This window comes from Streptomyces collinus Tu 365, from assembly GCF_000444875.1.
Taxonomy (GTDB): Bacteria; Actinomycetota; Actinomycetes; order Streptomycetales; family Streptomycetaceae; genus Streptomyces; species Streptomyces collinus_A.
On record NC_021985.1, the window covers coordinates 2,710,106 to 2,727,535 of the forward strand.

Annotated in this window: 13 protein-coding genes and 1 pseudogene; 7 read left to right on the forward strand and 7 right to left on the reverse strand. The window is 72.1% G+C overall.

Features of this window, described 5'->3' with window-relative positions; all coding sequences use genetic code 11:
* Positions 1-79 precede the first annotated feature (79 nt).
* The 4 genes from B446_RS11640 to B446_RS11655 all read right to left on the reverse strand — a co-directional run bounded on the left by B446_RS11640 (position 80) and on the right by B446_RS11655 (position 5,232).
* A complete protein-coding gene (locus B446_RS11640; protein ID WP_020939633.1) occupies positions 80-1,765 on the reverse strand; it encodes a glycoside hydrolase family 13 protein in 1,686 nt (561 codons plus the stop codon).
* 152 nt (positions 1,766-1,917) lie between these two features.
* The gene (locus B446_RS11645; RefSeq protein ID WP_020939634.1) at positions 1,918-2,838 is read right to left on the reverse strand and encodes a sugar ABC transporter permease; all 921 of its coding nucleotides are present in this window, start codon (positions 2,836-2,838) and stop codon (positions 1,918-1,920) included.
* Positions 2,839-2,857: 19 nt separating this feature from the next.
* Positions 2,858-3,862 carry a carbohydrate ABC transporter permease gene (locus B446_RS11650; protein WP_020939635.1) on the reverse strand — a complete coding sequence of 335 codons (1,005 nt, stop codon included), beginning with the start codon at positions 3,860-3,862 and terminating at the stop codon, positions 2,858-2,860.
* 98 nt (positions 3,863-3,960) lie between these two features.
* A complete protein-coding gene (locus tag B446_RS11655) occupies positions 3,961-5,232 on the reverse strand; it encodes an extracellular solute-binding protein (protein WP_020939636.1) in 1,272 nt (423 codons plus the stop codon).
* 486 nt (positions 5,233-5,718) lie between these two features.
* Here B446_RS11655 and B446_RS11660 point away from each other — a divergent pair, with 486 nt between their 5' ends.
* Together B446_RS11660 and B446_RS11665 are read left to right on the forward strand one after the other, a co-directional pair.
* The gene (locus B446_RS11660; protein WP_043478048.1) at positions 5,719-6,747 is read left to right on the forward strand and encodes a LacI family DNA-binding transcriptional regulator; all 1,029 of its coding nucleotides are present in this window, start codon (positions 5,719-5,721) and stop codon (positions 6,745-6,747) included.
* 162 nt (positions 6,748-6,909) lie between these two features.
* Entirely contained in the window at positions 6,910-7,782 is an 873-nt protein-coding gene (locus tag B446_RS11665) for a phosphatase PAP2 family protein (RefSeq protein WP_106960566.1), read from the forward strand.
* Here the strand turns inward: B446_RS11665 and B446_RS11670 are convergent.
* Positions 7,764-10,889, reverse strand: a complete 3,126-nt coding sequence (locus tag B446_RS11670) for a bifunctional [glutamine synthetase] adenylyltransferase/[glutamine synthetase]-adenylyl-L-tyrosine phosphorylase (protein WP_020939639.1) — start codon at positions 10,887-10,889, stop codon at positions 7,764-7,766. The two genes, B446_RS11665 and B446_RS11670, sit on opposite strands and share 19 nt — an antisense overlap.
* A 795-nt stretch (positions 10,890-11,684) precedes the next feature.
* Positions 11,685-12,539: a DUF72 domain-containing protein gene (locus B446_RS11675; RefSeq protein ID WP_020939640.1), complete on the reverse strand. Its 855-nt coding sequence runs from the start codon at positions 12,537-12,539 to the stop codon at positions 11,685-11,687.
* 168 nt (positions 12,540-12,707) lie between these two features.
* Between B446_RS11675 and B446_RS11680 the strand changes: the two genes are divergently transcribed.
* From B446_RS11680 to B446_RS11700, 5 genes are all read left to right on the forward strand, one after another.
* Positions 12,708-13,556 (forward strand): alkaline phosphatase family protein, encoded by an 849-nt coding sequence (locus tag B446_RS11680; protein ID WP_193384448.1) that lies wholly within the window; start codon positions 12,708-12,710, stop codon positions 13,554-13,556.
* 1 nt (position 13,557) lies between these two features.
* Complete coding sequence (locus tag B446_RS11685) at positions 13,558-14,826, forward strand: MFS transporter (protein WP_020939642.1); 1,269 nt, start codon at positions 13,558-13,560, stop codon at positions 14,824-14,826.
* On the forward strand, positions 14,823-15,842 hold the full coding sequence (locus B446_RS11690; protein WP_020939643.1) for a TolB family protein: 1,020 nt from the start codon (positions 14,823-14,825) through the stop codon (positions 15,840-15,842). The genes B446_RS11685 and B446_RS11690 overlap by 4 nt, the downstream gene beginning before the upstream one ends.
* Before the next feature lie 120 nt (positions 15,843-15,962).
* Positions 15,963-16,193, forward strand: coding sequence for a hypothetical protein (locus B446_RS11695; RefSeq protein ID WP_020939644.1), 231 nt, complete (start codon positions 15,963-15,965; stop codon positions 16,191-16,193).
* A gap of 5 nt (positions 16,194-16,198) precedes the next feature.
* On the forward strand, positions 16,199-17,227 hold the full coding sequence (locus B446_RS11700; protein WP_020939645.1) for a serine hydrolase domain-containing protein: 1,029 nt from the start codon (positions 16,199-16,201) through the stop codon (positions 17,225-17,227).
* On the opposite strand, the pseudogene B446_RS41115 reads toward B446_RS11700, so the two are convergent.
* A pseudogene (locus B446_RS41115) lies at positions 17,228-17,314 on the reverse strand (glutamine synthetase); the annotation flags it as partial.
* Positions 17,315-17,430 lie beyond the last annotated feature (116 nt).

The window sequence follows — 17,430 nt, forward strand, 5'->3', positions numbered from 1 at the left end:
TAAAGGCCCGCTGCCAGAAAGGCAGCGGGCCGTAAGCAAGTTGATGCAAGAATTTTCAGCGCGGGCGCCGAAGGGGGCGTCAGACCGCCGCGGTCCACCAGACGGTGGTGTCGGCGGGCACCTTCGCCTCGCCGTCGGCCTCGGTCACCTCACCACTGGCGAGCAGCACCCGGCCGTACGCCGGCACCGTCACCGACTCCCCCGTGGTGTTCGCCACGCACACGAACTCGCCGCGGCGGAAGGCCAGGACGCCCTCCGGGGCGCGCAGCCACTCGACCGCGTCGCCCGCGCCCAGGTCGGGGCGCGCACGGCGCTCGCTCAGCGCGGCCCGGTACAGCTCCAGCGTCGAGCCGGCCACGCCGCTCTGCGCCTCCACGCTCAGCTCGGCCCACTCGGCCGGCTGGGGCAGCCAGCTGCCGCCACCGCCGAAGCCGTACGACGAGCCCTCGCGGGTCCACGGGATCGGCACCCGGCAGCCGTCGCGGAAGCCGTCCTGGCCGGCGCCCCGGAAGTAGGCCGGGTCCTGGCGCACCTCGTCGGGCAGGTCCACCACGTCGGGCAGGCCCAGTTCCTCACCCTGGTAGATGTAGGCCGAGCCGGGCAGGGCCAGCATCAGCAGGGTCGCGGCGCGGGCCCGGCGCAGGCCGAGCGCGCGGTCGCCCGCCGTGCGGATCTGGGTGCCGAGGCCGGGCGGGTTGGCGAACCGGGTCGCGTGCCGGGTGACGTCGTGGTTGGACAGCACCCAGGTCGCGGGGGCGCCCACCGGGCGCATCGCCTCCAGCGTGCGGTCGATGACCGTCCGCAGTTCCTCGGCGTCCCACGCGGTGCCCAGGTACTGGAAGTTGAAGGCCTGGTGCAGCTCGTCCGGGCGGACGTAGTTGGCGGTGCGCTCGACGGTCGGGGTCCACGCCTCGGCCACGAAGATCCGCTCGCCCGCGTACTCGTCCAGGATCGTGCGCCACTGGCGGTAGATCGCGTGCACGCCGTCCTGGTCGAAGAAGGGCATGACATCGTTGCCCAGCAGCTTGAGCTGGTCGTGGGAGCCGAGGTCGGGCAGGCCGTCGGCCTTCACCAGGCCGTGGGCGACGTCGATGCGGAAGCCGTCGACACCCATGTCCAGCCAGAAGCGCAGGATGGAGCGGAACTCGTCGCCGACCGCCGGGTGCTCCCAGTTGAAGTCGGGCTGCTCGGGCGCGAAGAGGTGCAGGTACCACTCACCGGGGGTGCCGTCCGGCTCGGTGACCCGGGTCCAGGCCGGGCCGCCGAAGATGGACTCCCAGTCGTTGGGCGGCAGTTCGCCGTTCTTCCCCTTGCCGGGGCGGAAGTGGTAGCGGTCCCGGCAGGAGGAGCCGGGGCCCTCCGCGAGGGCGCGCTTGAACCACTCGTGCTGGTCGGAGGAGTGGTTGGGGACCAGGTCGACGATGATGCGCAGGCCGAGCCCGCGGGCGTCGCGGATCAGCGCGTCGGCGTCGAGCAGGTTGCCGAACATGGGGTCGACCGCGCGGTAGTCGGCCACGTCGTAGCCGGCGTCGGCCTGCGGGGAGGCGTAGAAGGGGCTGAGCCACACGGCGTCCACGCCGAGGTCGCGCAGGTACGGGAGGCGGGAGCGTACGCCCTCCAGGTCGCCCATGCCGTCGCCGTTGCTGTCGGCGAAGCTGCGCGGGTAGACCTGGTAGATCACCGCGTCCCGCCACCAGTCGCGGCGCTTGGCGACGGTGGCGACGGCGGAGTCGGCGGCCGGGGCTGCGGGGGTCTGCTGGCTCATGGCGTCCTTGCTGCGTGAATGAGGTCTGGTCAGGGGCGACGTGGTGGGCGGCTGGGGTACGAGGCGGCCGCGGTGTCAGCGGGGTCGGATGGAACACCGCGGCCGCCTACCCGCGCGGTCAGGCGCGCGGGAGCCTTTCACCGGTGGGGGCGTCAGCCCTTGGTGCCGCCCGCGGTGAGGCCGGTGACGAGGTTCTTCTGCACGAGGTAGAAGAACACCGACACGGGTATCGCGATCAGCACCGCGGTGGCGGCCATGTAGTTCCACTCGGCGTCGTGCTGGCTGACGAAGGTCTGCAGACCGACGGCGAAGGTGTACTTCGAGTCGTCGAGCATGAAGGTCGTCGCGAAGGCGACCTCGCCCACGGCGGTGATGAAGTTGTAGAAGGCGGCGACGGCCAGGCCCGGGCGGGCGAGCGGCAGGATCAGCCGGAAGAAGGTGCCGAAGGGGCTGAGCCCGTCCACCCGGCCGGCCTCGTCGATCTCGAACGGGATCGTGTCGAAGTAGCCCTTGAGCAGCCAGGCGCTGTACGGCACGGCGGTGGTGCAGTTGATCACGATCAGCGACCAGTAGGTGTCGATCAGGCCGATGTCGCTGAAGATCTCGTACATCGGCACGATCAGGATGGCGATCGGGAACGCCTGGGTGAGCAGCAGCACCCACATCAGCGACTTGTAGCCGGGAAAGCGCATGCGCGAGACGGCGTAGCCGGTGGTCGCGGCGACGAAGACACCGATCACGGTGGTGCCGAGGGCCACGATCATCGTCGACTTGAACCAGTCGAAGAAGGCGGTGTGCTGCAGCACGAAGCTGTAGTTGGAGAAGCTGAGCTTGCCCATGATCTTGCCCGGGTGCAGGTAGTCGTCCTTGTCCGGGCCGAGGGACAGGAAGAACAGCCAGGCCACCGGGGCCAGCGCGATCAGGCTCGCGACGATCAGGCCGCCGTGCATCAGGGCGGCGCCGAGCGGGCCGCGCTCACCGCGCCGGCGCGTCGGACGGATGCGCGAGGCGGCGACGACCTGCGGGGTGACCGGGCGTCCCGGCTTGATCTCGGGGGGTGTCGTGGTGCTCATGGCGGCGGCTCCTGCGGCGTCAGACGGCGAGCTGGTCATTGCGCTTCAGCCAGCGGAAGTAGAAGGAGGTGAAGACGGCCAGGATCGACAGCAGCAGCACGCCGTAGGCGGCGGACTGGGCGAAGTCCCGGGGCTGCTGGCCGAAGCCGAGGAAGTAGGCCCAGGTCACGAGGATCTGTGCGTCGGGCGCGCCGGTCGGCCCGAAGAGCAGGAAGATGATCGCGAACTGGTTGAACGTCCAGATGATGCCGAGCAGCACCACGGTGGAGCTGACCGAGCGCAGACCCGGCAGTGTGACGTGCCGGAACTGCTGCCAGGCGCTGGCGCCGTCCATCTCCGCGGCCTCGTAGAGCGTGGAGTCGATCGACTGCAGGCCGCCGAGCAGCGAGAGCATCATGAACGGCACACCGCACCAGGTGTTCACCATGATCGCGGCGAACCGCTGCCAGAAGGTGTCCTCCAGCCACTGCGGCTGGGGCAGGTGGAGCGAGTGCAGGATCTGGTTGAGCACGCCGGAGTCGGCGAGCATGATCCGCCAGGAGAAGACGGTGACGAAGGTCGGCACGGCCCAGGGCAGGACCAGCATCAGCCGGTAGAAGGTACGGCCGCGCAGCTTCTGGTTCAGCATGAGCGCGAGGCCCAGGCCGATGGTGTAGTGCAGGGCCACACAGGCGGCGGTCCAGAAGACCGTCCACAGGAAGTGCGACCAGAACCGGTCGTACGAGGTCGGGCCGAACAGGATGTCCTTGTAGTTGCCGAACCCGATGTACTTGTACGTGGCGGCGATGTGGTTGACGCCGATGGTGCGCGCCGAGTTGAGGCTGTTGGCGTCGGTGAGCGTCAGGTAGAGGCCCCGCACCAGCGGGTAGCCCACGATGACACCGAGTACGACGACCACCGGGGCGATCATCGCGTAGGCGTACCAGTGTTTCTGGTAGCCGTTCTTGATGCGCTGCCCCAGCCCGGGCCGAGGCGCGCGGTCACCGCGGCGCTTGCCGGTCGCGCGGTCGATGGCGACTGTCATGGTTCGACACCTTTTGATCGATCAGGGGGTGGGCTGGGTACAGGGCGGTGGCCGCCGGGTCCCTCCCCCCTCGGGAGGGACCCGGCGGCCACACGGGCTCACTTGCTGAAGTCGGGCACCAGCTTGGCGATGGCCAGCTCGGCGTTGCTCAGGCCCTTGTCCAGCGACTCCTTGCCACCGGCGATCTTCGGCAGCTCGGTGTCCAGCGGACCCCACAGGGAGCTGTACTCCGGCAGCGCCGGGCGGGGCTGCGCGGCGGACAGGACGCCCTGGTAGCCGGCGATGCCGGGGTCGGCCTTGACCTGGTCGGTGTAGGCGTCGCCGCGGGTGGGCAGGGTGGAGTTCTTCAGGGCGATGGTCTCCTGGGACTTCGCCGAGGTCATGAAGTTGACGAACTTCAGCGCCGCCGCCTGGTGGGCCTTGTCGGAGCCGGCGTAGACCGAGAGGTTGTGGCCGCCGGTCGGGGCGCCCGCCTTGCCGGCCGAGCCGGCCGGGACGGTGGCGATGCCGAGGTTCGACTTGTCGCTGAAGGCCGAGCCCTTGTAGAAGTTCGTGATCTCCCAGGGGCCCTGGATGATCGCGGCGACCTTGCCGTTGACGAACGCGTCCTGGATGTGGGCGTAGGCGTCGGCGGTGGTGTCGGCCTTGTGCAGGCCCTTGCCGGAGAAGGTGCTCAGCCAGGTGCCGTAGGCCTTCTTGGCGGCGGCCGAGTCCACGGTGATCTTCTTGGCGGTGGCGTCGACGGTGTCGGTGCCCTCGCCGTAGAGGAAGGACTGGGCGTAGTAGGCCTGGGTGGAGCCCCAGTAGCCGTCGACCTTGGTCTTGGCCTTGACCTTGGCGGCGTCCGACTTCAGCTCGTCCCAGGTCTTGGGGGCCTCGGTGATGCCGGCCTTCTTGAACAGGGCCTTGTTGTAGACCAGGGCGAGGGTGTCGGTGACCAGCGGCACGCCGTAGGTCTTGCCCTCGTACTGGGCCTGCTTGATCAGGTTCGGCTGGAACTTGCTCTGGTCCGCCAGGGCCTCCGTGCCGTCCAGCGGCAGGAAGTAGCTCTTCTTCGCGAAGGCGGGGGTCCAGCCGACCTCGGAGCGCAGCACGTCCGGGGCGCCCTTGGAGCCCGCGGCGGTGTCGAACTTGTTCTGCGCCTGGTCGAAGGGGACGTCGACGTACTTGACCTTGATCTTCGGATTGGCCTTCTCGAAGTCCGCGACCAGGGCCTTGTACGTCGGTGCCTCATTGGTGGCGTTGGAGGTGTCCCACCAGGTGATGGTCACCGGGCCGTCCGACTTGCTGTCGCTGTCGCTCCCGCCGCACGCCGTCGCCGCCAGGGCGAAGGACGCCACCAGCGCGGAGGCCGCTATGCCACGCCGCATGAGTTCTCCTTGAGGGTTTCAAGCCCGAGTGGTGCAGAAGGCGGTCCCGTCTGACGCCTCTGCGACTTGCCGACTGCGCCATTGCGGCGGCCGGGCGACTGGGAACGTAACAGCGTTGTAAGCGCCGCGAAAGACCTTGCAGCAAAAAAGTGCAAGAGAACACGGCGGTTACCTCGCCGTGACCTGCGGCTGACCCCGCGGAAACCTTGATCCGCCGCCGGTCGGCGGGTTGACGGACACTTGTGCAAGACTCTGCAAGGCCTTGCCATCCGTTTCCACTGCCGGAATCATCCCCTTGCGGAGCGCACGCCGGCTCCGGGACGAACCTGGGCACACCACCCCCCACGAGGTCGGCCACACGCCGACCGGACACCGAGAAGGACGAGGATCGCGATGACGCAGCAGTCCACGGCGGGACGTTCGGCCGCCCGCGCACGGCGTCCCGTCGGTGTGCAAGGAGCAGTGCGGCCGGTACAGTCCGGTGCCGTGACCACACGGCTTTCTGACATCGCTGCGCAGGCGGGGGTGAGCGAAGCGACCGTCAGCCGGGTCCTCAACGGGAAGCCGGGCGTCGCCGCCACCACCCGCCAGTCCGTGCTCGCCGCCCTGGACGTGCTCGGCTACGAGCGTCCGGTCCGGCTGCGCCAGCGCAGCGAGGGCCTGGTGGGACTGATCACCCCGGAGCTGGAGAACCCGATATTCCCGGCCCTCGCCCAGGTCATCGGCCAGGCGCTGACCCGGCAGGGCTACACCCCGGTGCTCGCCACCCAGACCCCGGGCGGGTCCACGGAGGACGAGCTGACCGAGATGCTGGTGGACCGCGGGGTGGCGGGCATCATCTACGTCTCCGGACTGCACGCGGACACCACCGCCGACATGCAGCGCTACGAGCGGCTGCGGGCGCAGGGCGTGCCGTTCGTGCTGGTGGACGGCTTCTCGCCGCAGGTGCAGGCACCCTTCATCTCCCCGGACGACCGGGCGGCCACCTCGCTCGCGGTGACCCACCTGGTGTCCCTGGGCCACACCCGGATCGGACTCGCGCTCGGCCCGAAGCGGTTCGTGCCGGTGCAGCGCAAGATCGAGGGCTTCGTCCGCGCCATGCAGGACCAGCTGGGGCTGGACCCGAAGACGGTCGAGACGGAGCTGGTCCAGCACTCGCTGTACACCCTGGAGGGCGGCCAGGCGGCCGCGACGGCGCTGATCGAGCGCACGTGCACGGCCGTGGTCTGCGCGAGCGACATGATGGCGCTCGGCGCCATACGGGCGGCCCGGCAGCTCGGCCTCGAGGTGCCCACGGACGTCTCCGTGGTGGGCTTCGACGACTCCCCGCTGATCGCGTTCACCGACCCGCCGCTGACCACGGTCCGCAAGCCGGTCCCGGCGATGGGGCAGGCGGCGGTGCGCACGCTGCTGGAGGAGATCGGCGGGACGCCCGCGCCGCACAGCGAGTTCGTGTTCATGCCGGAGCTGGTGGTGCGCGGTTCCACCGCCTCGGCACCGGGCGACCGCAGGTGAGTCCGCGCGTGCCCTAGGACCCGCGCGTGTCGTTGGACGTGCCCGGTTGTCGTTGGACGTACGCGGGTGTCGTTGGTCGTGCGCGGTGTCGTTGGACGTGCGCGGGGGACCCGGCCTTGCGATGATCTGGCGAGGATCCCTTTTCTGGCAGACTCTGTTGCTATGAGTGACTCGGCCGTGACAGATCCGGAAGGTCGCGAGGAGCTGACCGTTCCGCGGCCCGTCACGGCCAGGCGCGGAAAGCGCCTTCTGCGCCGGATGCGCCGGATCAGGCGGCCGCACCGGCCCCGGCTGTGGTTCGAGATCCTTCTGATCGCGGTGAGTTACTGGACCTACTCGCTGATCCGCAACGCGGTCCCGGAACAACGGGCGGAGGCGCTGCGCAACGCCGACTGGGTCTGGAACCTGGAGCACCGGCTGGGCGTCGCCGTCGAGCAGTCGGTCAACCACACCGTGAACGCGGTGAACTGGCTGATCATCGGCATGAACTACTACTACGCCACCCTGCACTTCGTGATCACGCTGGGTGTCCTGGTGTGGCTCTACCGCTGGCATCCCGGCCGCTACGCGGCGGCCCGCCTGGTGCTGTTCGCCACCACCGGCGTGGCCCTGGTCGGTTACTACCTGTTCCCGCTGGCCCCGCCCCGGCTGATGAACGGCGGCCGCTTCGTGGACACGGTCATGATCCACCACACCTGGGGTTCGATGGCCTCCGGCGACCTCAAGCACATGTCGAACCAGTACGCGGCCATGCCGTCGATGCACATCGGCTGGTCGCTGTGGTGCGGGCTGACCGTCTGCGCGCTGGCGTCCGTGCCGTGGGTGCGGCTGCTGGGGCTGCTCTACCCGGTGACGACCCTGGTCGTCATCGTCGCCACCGCCAACCACTTCTGGCTGGACGCCGTCGGCGGCGGCCTCTGCCTGCTCTTCGGATTCACGGTGGCCGGGCTCTGGTACGGCGGTCTGCCGCACTCCCTGCCCCGGCTGGTGCCGGCCCCGGCGGGGAGCGGGTCCGGTCAGTTCCCGTCCGCGTAGAACAGCTCTTCGACGACCGCGCGGGCCCGCCGGGCGGTCCTGCGGTAGGCGTCCAGCATGTCCCCGGCGTGCCCGGCGCCGTAGCCCAGGTAGCGGCCGACCGCGGCCAGCTCGCGCGGCTCGGTGGGGAAGGTGTCCCCGGCCCGGCCGCGGACCAGCATGACCGCGTTGCGCACCCGGGTGGCCAGCACCCACGCCTCGTCCAGGATCTCCGTGTCCTCGGCGGAGAGCAGTCCGGCGGATCGGATCGCGGACAGCGCCTCGCGGGTACGGGTGGTGCGCAGACCGGGCACCTGGTGGCCGTGCCTGAGCTGGAACAGCTGCACGGTCCACTCGACGTCGGACAGGCCGCCCGGGCCGAGCTTGGTGTGCAGCTTGGGGTCGGCGCCGCGCGGCAGCCGCTCGGACTCCATGCGGGCCTTCAGCCGGCGGATCTCCCGCACGGCGTCTTCCGGGAGCCCCCGCGGCGGGTAGCGCAGCGGGTCGACCAGCTCGACGAAGCGGCGGCCCAGGTCCTCGTCGCCGGCGACCGGCTCGGCCCGCAGCAGCGCCTGCGACTCCCACACCAGGGACCAGCGGCGGTAGTACGCCTCGTACGACTTCAGGGTGCGTACCAGCGGGCCCGACTTGCCCTCCGGACGCAGGTCGGCGTCGATGAGGAGCGGCGGGTCGGCGCTGGGCAGCTGGAGCAGCCGGCGCATCTCGGCGACCACCTTGTTCGCCGCGGCCGCGGCCTCGTGCTCCGCCACGCCTTCCCGCGGCTCGTGCACGAACAGCACGTCGGCGTCGGAGCCGTAGCCCAGTTCGTGGCCGCCGAAGCGGCCCATCCCGATGATCGCGAACCGGGTGGGCAGGGTGTCGCCCCAGCCGGCCCGTACGACCGCCCGCAGGGTGCCGGCCAGGGTGGCGGCGGTCAGGTCGGACACCGCGGCGCCGACCCGGTCCACCAGGGCGCCCTGGTCGGCCTCGACGGGGCTGTTCTCGGTGCCGTAGGAGCCGATGATGTCGGCGGCGGCCGTGCGGAACAGCTCCCGGCGGCGCACGCCGCGGGCCGCGGTGACACCCTGCTCGGCGTTCTCCGCGCGCCCCGCCGCGGCCAGGATCTCCTGCTCCAGCGGTCCGCGCCCGCGCGGCGCCAGGCCGCCGCCGTCACCGTCGCCCAGCAGCGCCACCGCCTCGGGGGCGCGCATGAGCAGGTCGGGGGCGAGGCGGCCCGCCGACAGCACCCGGGCCAGGTTCTCGGCGGCCGCGCCCTCGTCCCGTAGCAGCCTCAGGTACCACGGCGTCTTGCCCAGCGCGTCGGAGACCTTGCGGAAGTTCAGCAGGCCCGCGTCCGGGTCGGCCGAGTCGGCGAACCAGCCGAGCATGACCGGCAGCAGGGTGCGCTGGATGGCCGCCTTGCGGGTGACGCCCGAGGCGAGTGCCTCCAGGTGGCGCAGGGCCGCCGCCGGGTCGGCGTACCCAAGGGCCACCAAGCGCTCGCGGGCCGCCACCGGGCTCAGCCGGGCCTCCCCCGGGGCGAGCTGGGCGACCGCGTCGAGCAGCGGGCGGTAGAACAGCTTCTCGTGCAGCCGCCGCACCACGCCGGTGTGCCGCTTCCACTCGCGGTGCAGCTCGGCCGCCGGGTCCGCGCGCAGGCCCAGCGAGCGGCCCAGCCGCCGCCGGTCGGACTCGGCCTCCGGGACCAGGTGGGTGCGGCGCAGCCGGTAGAGCTGGATGCGGTGCTCCATGGACCGCAGGAAGCGGTACGCCTCGTCCAGGCGGGCGCCGTCCTCGCGGCCCACGTAGCCGCCGGCGGCCAGCGCCTGGAGGGCTTCGAGGGTGCTGCCGCTGCGCAGCGACGGGTCGCTGCGGCCGTGCACGAGCTGGAGCAGCTGCACGGCGAACTCGACGTCGCGCAGGCCGCCGGGGCCGAGCTTCAGCTCGCGCTCGACCTCGGCCGCGGGGATGTTCTCCACCACGCGGCGGCGCATCTTCTGCACGTCCGTCACGAAGTTCTCGCGTTCGGCGGCCTGCCACACGAGGGGGGCGAGCGCGTCGACGTACGCCTCGCCGAGGGCGGCGTCGCCGGCCACCGGGCGGGCCTTGAGCAGGGCCTGGAACTCCCAGGTCTTCGCCCAGCGCTGGTAGTAGGCGAGGTGGCTGCTCAGCGTGCGGACCAGGGGGCCGTTGCGGCCCTCGGGACGGAGGTTGGCGTCCACCGGCCAGATCGAGCCCTCGACCGTGGTCTCGGAGCAGATCCGCATCATGTGCGAGGCCAGGGCGGTGGCGGAGCGGAGCGCCTTGGCCTCGTCGGTGCCTCCTGCCGTCCCGGCGGTCCCGGCGGTCTGGGTGGTCCCGGCGATCCCGGCGATCCCGGCGGTCCCGGTGGTCCCGGTGGTCCCGGTGGTCTGGGTGGTCTGCGTGGTCCCCGTCGCTACGGTCGTCCCCGCCGCCTCCGCCACGAAGATCACGTCCACGTCGGAGACGTAGTTCAGCTCGTGGCCGCCGCACTTGCCCATCGCGATCACCGCGAGGCGACAGGCGGCGGCGTCGTCCGGGGCGGCGGCCTCGGCCAGGGCCAGGGCGGCGCGGAGCGTGGCGGTGGCGAGGTCGGCCAGCTCGGCGGCGGTCTCGGCCACGTCGATGGTGCCGCAGACGTCGCGGGCGGCGATGGACAGCAGGCAGCGGCGGTAGGCGACGCGGAGGGAGACGGGGTCGGTGGCCTCGGCCAGGCCCCGCTCGAACTCCGCCACCCCGCGGTGCAGGTCGCGCGGCTCGTAGGTGACCAGGGCCTGCCAGTCGCTCGGGTGGCGGGCGAGGTGGTCCGCCAGGGCCGCGGAGGCGCCGAGCACGCCGAGCAGGCGGTCGCGCAGCGGCTTGGCCGCTATCAGGGTGTCCAGCAGTTCGCGGTGGGCGGTGGGGTCCGGCTGGGCCTCCAGGATCCGGACCAGGCCGTGCAGGGCGAGGTCGGGGTCGGCGGTGGCGCCCAGGGCCTCCAGGAGGACCGGGTCGTCGCGTACGGCGGACAGCTCGGCGCTGTCCAGGAGGCGCTCGGCGGCCGAGGGGTCGGTGAAGCCGTGCCGCAGCAGTCGGGTGAAGGTGCTGCTTCTGCGCCCCGGCGTCATCCGCGGTCTCCCTGGATCTAGGTCGTCCTGGGCTGAGCCTAGCCGGGTGCGGGCGGGCGTGCCGGGGTGGGGCTCGGGTGCGGCGGGGTTGCCTGCGGCGGGGGTCGCCTGCGGCGGGATTGGGCGGGGGCGCCTGCGGCGGGCTGTGGGGGTGGCTGTGGTTCGGCCGGGGTGCGGGTCCCATGGGGGGCGCCTGCGGCGGGCTGTGGGGGCGCCTGCGGCGGGCTGTTCGGGTGCCGGTCCCATGGGGGGCGCCTGCGGCGGGCTGTTCGGGTGCCGGTCCCATGGAGGGCGCCTGCGGCGGGCTGTTCGGGTGCCGGTCCCATGGAGGGCGCCTGCGGCGGGCTGTTCGGGTGCCGGTCCCATGGAGGGCGCCTGCGGCGGGCTGTTCGGGTGCCGGTCCCATGGAGGGCGCCTGCGGCGGGCTGTTCGGGTGCCGGTCCCATGGAGGGCGCCTGCGGCGGGCTGTTCGGGTGCCGGTCCCATGGAGGGCGCCTGCGGCGGGCTGTTCGGGTGCCGGTCCCATGGAGGGCGCCTGCGGCGGGCTGTTCGGGTGCCGGTCCCATGGGGGGCGCCTGCGGCGGCCCCTCGCGGGTCGTGGGGGCTTGCGTTCGCCTGCGGTCGTACTTGGGTCGGGGCCGCGCCGGGTGGTGTCCGTCCTCGGTCCGGCGCGCTGTGGGGTCCTGGTGGGCGGGGTTTTCGCCGGCCGCTGCGGGCGGACACCACCCGACACGTCCCCTGCTCGCCGTACGCGGCCGGCGGCGGGCCTGGGCTCCGGTGGGTGCGGGTGGGCGGTCAACTGGGCGTGCTGTGGGCGGGGGTCAGCAAGTCCTGCATGTGCTGGGCCGCTTGGGCCGCTGCGTCGGCGCAGCAGTTGTTGAAGAGCAGGTGGACCTCTTCCGTGTGGGCGGCCAAGGACTTGATCCGGGGTAGCCATTCGGCCAGTTCTGTCGGGGTGTAGGTGTGGCGGAAGCGGTCCTCCTTGGTGCCTGTTCCCCAGTGGGGGCTGCGGCCGTGGAAGCGGACGACGGCGAGGCGAGGGGTTGTTACGGGGGTGTCCGGGGGGAGGGAGGTGGGGAGGTTCTGGCGGGTGTCCACGCCCACGGCGGTGGCGTCCAGGTCCTGGAGGAAGGCGGTCGTACGCGGGGAGTGCCACCAGGCGCCGTGGCGGAACTCGACGGCGAACGGCCAGTCGCGGGCGCGTTCGCGGGCGGCCCGGACGAAGGACTCGGCCTCGGGGCCGGGGGCCAGGGACGGCGGGAACTGGAAGAGGAGGGTGCCCAGACGGCCGGCGCGGCGGAGGGGGTCGACGGCCTCGGCGTAGCGCGCCCAGGTCTCCGTCAGCAGGCCCTCGTCGCGCGGGTGTCCGCGCAGGTCGGCGGGGAGGGCGGCCGGGCGGGTGGGGTGACCGGTGAGCAGGGAGAACGCCTTGACGTCGAAGCGGAAGCCGTCGGGTGTGCGGTCCGCCCAGGCCCGGGTCGTACGGGCGCTCGGCAACGCGTAGTAGGGGGAGTCCGCCTCGACCACGGGGAAGTGGTCCGCGTAGTGCCGCAGGCGTCCCTCCGCGTCGCGGCGGCCGCGCGGGTACCAGCCGCTGCTCACCAGCGCCGGGTCGGTCCAGCCACAAGTCCCCACCAGAATCCGGGTCATGACGGCGCGAGTACCACCGTTCATCCGCTCTTCACCCGTGAGGTTGGCTTCCGTGGGCCGCGGGAATGTTGGCGTGTGCATGCTCTGTCCGCACCGCCAGCCCCGTCCTTTCCCCCTCCGGAGGTTGATGTGTCCGGCAGTTCCGTGTTCCGCCGTGCCCGCACGGTCATGGCGTCGACAGCGGCCTTCGCCGCGGCCGCGTTCGGTGTGTGGACCGGCCTCGGCAGTGGGTCGGCCCACGCCGCCGGTGCCGTGCCCAGCCCGGACCACGTCGTCGTCGTGGTCTTCGAGAACCACGCCTACAGCCAGGTCATCGGCTCCGCCAGCGCCCCGTACATCAACTCGCTGAAGTCCGGTGGCGCCAACCTCACCCAGTCCTACGCCATCACCCACCCCAGCCAGCCGAACTACTTCGCCCTGTTCTCCGGTTCGACGCAGGGCATCACCGACGACAGCTGCTACACCCCCGGTTTCTCCTCGGCGCCGAACCTCGCCTCCGAGCAGATCGCCGCGGGCCGCAGCTGGGCGAGCTACAACGAGACCCTGCCGAGCCAGGGCTCCACCACGTGCAGCAGCGGCAACTACGCCCGCAAGCACAACCCCTGGTTCGGTTTCGGCAACGTGCCGACGTCGAGCGCCAGGACCTTCGCCCAGTTCCCCACCGACTACTCGACGCTGCCCCAGATGTCGTTCGTGGTCCCCGACCTGTGCAGCGACATGCACGACTGCTCCGTGTCGACCGGTGACACCTGGCTGAAGAACAACCTGGGCGCCTACGCCACGTGGGCCAAGACCCACAACAGCCTGCTCGTCGTCACCTTCGACGAGGACAACCGGCTCAGCGGCAACCGCATCCCGACCGTCCTCTACGGCCAGCCGGTGACCGCCGGTTCGTCGTCCGCCACCACCTACAACCACTACGACCTGCTGCGCACCCTGGAGGACACCCAGGGCCTGACCGCGCACGCAGGCAACGCGGCCTCCGCCAAGGACATCACCGGCGTCTGGGCGTCCTGAGGTGTACGTAGCGGACAGCCGCGCGAGCGCGCGGGCGTCCGCGGACGGTGCCGTCCGGCCCGAGGCCGGGCGGCGCCGTGCCGCGATCGCCCCCACCGTGCTCGCCCTCGGAACGGTCAGCCTGGTCACCGACGTGTCCTCCGAGATGGTGACGGCGGTGCTGCCCCTGTACCTGGTGACGGGCCTCGGTCTGTCCCCGCTCGGCTTCGGGCTGCTCGACGGCGTCTACAACGGCTTCTCCGCGCTGGTCCGGCTGGCCGGCGGGCACCTCGCGGACCGGGGCGGCGGGCGGCACAAGTGGGTGGCCGGGCTCGGCTACGGCGTCTCGGCGCTGTGCAAGCCGCTGCTGCTGGTGGCGCACTCGCTCACGCCCATCGGGCTGGTCCTGGCCGCCGACCGCACCGGCAAGGGGCTGCGCACCGCGCCCCGGGACGCGCTGATCTCCCTCTCCAGCACCCCGGAGGGCCGGGGCCGCGCCTTCGGCGTGCACCGGGCCATGGACACCGCGGGCGCCCTGTTCGGACCGCTGGTGGCGTTCCTGATCCTGCGCGCCACCGTGGACGGCTACGACGCGGTCTTCACGGTCAGCTTCTGCGTGGCCGTGTTCGGGGTGCTGGTCCTGGTGCTGTTCGTACCGGGCGGGCGGCGCCAGGGCGGTGACGGTGGGGGCGGCGAACGGCCCACCCTGCGGGCCGCGGTGGGCCTGCTCCGCCGCCGCGACCTGAGCCGGATCACCGTCTGCGCGCTGCTGCTCGGCCTGGCCACGGTCAGCGACTCCTTCGTCTACCTGCTGCTGCAGCGCCGGCTCGGCGTCCCCGACCGCTGGTTCGCGCTGCTGCCGCTCGGCACGGCGGCCGCCTTCCTGCTGCTGGCGGTGCCGCTCGGCCGGCTCGCCGACCGGGTGGGCCGCTGGGCGGTCTTCCTGGGCGGCCACGCGGCCCTGCTCCTCGCCTACGCGCTGCTGCTCACCTCCTGGCACGGCACGCCCCTGCCCTACGTCGTCCTGGCCCTGCACGGCGGCTTCTACGCGGCCACGGACGGCGTGCTGATGGCGGCGGCCTCCGAGGGCGTCCCGGCGACGCTGCGCTCCTCCGGCCTCGCCGTCGTGCAGACCGGGCAGGCGCTGGCCCGGTTCGCCTGCTCGCTGCTGTTCGGCGCGGCCTGGACGGTGTGGGGCGACCGCGCGGCGCTCGCGGGGGCGGTGGTGGCCCTGGCGGTCTGTGCCGCGTTCTCCCTGACCCTGCGCCCGAAAGGCACCGTGCCCGCATGACCGTACGCACCCGGATCCTGATCCTGCTGTCGGCCGTCGCGGCCCTCGCGGCGGTCGGGCTGGCGTCCGTCCTGCACGCCTCGGCGCGCGCGGACCGCCGCGACCGGCCGCAGGCGGGCGGCCCCCAGGTCACGTCCGGCACGGTGTCCCTGACCGGGCACGGCCGCATGGTCTTCCGCAACATGGCGTGGGGCCCGCACCGCGACGAACTGACCTCGGTCCCGGCGGCCGGCCCGGCGGGGCCCCGTACCGCCTCCGGCGTCAAGTGCCTGCGGTTCTACGCCGCTTCGGGCACCGGTGTGTGCCTGCAGGCGGTGCACGGCCCGGTCTCCGACACGTACCGGGCGCTGCTCCTGGACGCCCGTCTGCGCACCCGCCACCACTACGACGTCCCCGGCATCCCGTCGCGCGCCCGGGTCTCCCCCACCGGGCACTTCGCCGCCTGGACCGCGTTCGTGGGCGGTGACTCGTACGCCGGGACGAACTTCTCCACCCGCACGGCGATCGTGGACACCCGCACCGGCGTGCTGATCCCCACCCTGGAGGCCTTCCGGATCGTCCGGGACGGCCACCCGTACCGCGCGGCGGACGCCAACTTCTGGGGCGTGACGTTCGCCGGCGACGACCGCACGTTCTACGCCACGCTGGCCACGGGCGGGCACACCTACCTGGTCCGCGGCGACCTGCGCGCCCGCACCGTCACGACCCTGCACGCGAACGTGGAGTGCCCGTCCCTCTCCCCCGACGGCACCCGTGTCGCCTACAAGAAGCGCGTCGCGGGCCTGTCCAAGGACGCGCCCTGGCGCCTGTACGTCCTCGACCTGCGCACGATGCACGAGACCCCGCTCGCGGAACCGCGCAGCGTCGACGACCAGGCGGTCTGGAAGGACCCCCGCACGCTCGTCTACGCCCTGCCCGGCGACTACGGCGCCGACCTCTACGAGATCCCGGCCAACGGCTCGGGCCACCCCCACCGGATCTCCCCGGCGGCGGTGTCACCGGCGTACCTGCCGTGAGCGGGGCGCCGTCCCCGGCACCCTCACCCGGACGGCCCGGGAGGTCGAGGACATCGAGGCGGCCGCGGGGCTTCGGTCAACCAGGGTTGACGGCAGGGCTGCGTCAACTAAAGTTGACGCATGACCGGAGTTGACATCTCATCGATCACCGAGAACGCCGACCCCCTCGAAGCACTGCGCGAGGCGGCCGCGCTGCGCCGCCGCCTGGAAGGGCAGGAGGAGGTCCTGGTGCACCGGGCGCGGGTGGCGGGGACGACATGGACGCAGATCGCGGAGGCGCTGGGGGTGTCGAAGCAGGCCGTGCACAAGAAGTACGGCGGCCGACGCCTGTTCGGCCGGACGGAGGCCTGACGATCATGACCTCGCCCCTCGATGATCTGGTACGGCGAACGGCGCAGCAGCTCGGCGTCCGGCAGCGGGGCGCCATCGTGGTGGGTGCGGTCCGGGACGGGCGGTCCGCACTGCACGGCGCGGATCCCGGCACGCTGTTCGAGATCGGTTCCGTCACCAAGACGTTCACCGCGCTGGCGCTGGCCCGGCTCACCGTGCGGGGTGCCGTGAGGCTGGACCAACCGCTTCGCGACCTGCTGCCCCGCGACATCAGGGTTCCGGAACGCGGCGGTGAGGTCATCGAGCTGGCTCACCTGGCGTGCCACACGTCCGGCCTGCCCCGGTTACCCAAAGGCCTGCTGCCGCGAAGTCTGTTCCGGTCGGACCCCTACGCCGGCTGCACGGGCGAGTTCCTGATGGACGGATTGCGGCGCACCCGTCTGCGATCGGTGCCCGGCACCAGCTTCCGGTACTCCAATCTGGGTGCGGGCCTGCTCGGACTCGTCCTGGCACGCCACACGGGCACCGACTACGACTCGCTCGTCCAGGCCGAGATCTGCCGCCCCCTCGGCATGACCGACACTCACGTGGTTCTCGATCAGGGACGCACCGCACGACTGGCGGGCGGCCACTCCCGCAGCGGTCGCCCCCGCCCGCCCTGGCACTTGGCCGCTCTCGCGGGCGCCGGCGGCCTGCACTCCACGGTGCCCGACCTGCTCACGCTGGCCCGGGCGCAGATGGGCCAGGCGCCCGACGAACTCGCCGAAGCCATCGCCCTCACCCACACCACCGCCCACCGCATCAACGACAGAGCCGCCGTCCATCCCGGCTGGATCTCGGCCACCCCGCCCGGCGGCCGGCACCGGATCCTCTTCCACGACGGCGGCACCGGCGGCTACCGCAGTCTGCTGGCCGTAGCCCCCGAAGCCCGAGCCGCGGTCGTCATCCTCAACGCCAACGCCCGGCCCGTGGACCGTCCCGGCCTCGACCTGCTCGCACAGATCATCGCCTCCGGCCCCGATCCCGACCCCGCCCCTGCCGCTCTCGGCGGCTGACTACAGCACCGGCAGGTTCTTCCGCAGCTCGAAGGCCGTGACCTCGGAGCGGTACTCCTCCCACTCGCTCTTCTTGTTGCGGAGGAAGTGACGTCGGCCCGAACCGGCCTCAGCCGATTCACGTTGCCGCAGCGCCGGCCTGCGATCGAACAGTCGCCGTTGGTCGTTGTCGGTAGTCGTGGGCCGCCCTTCGACGGCCCATA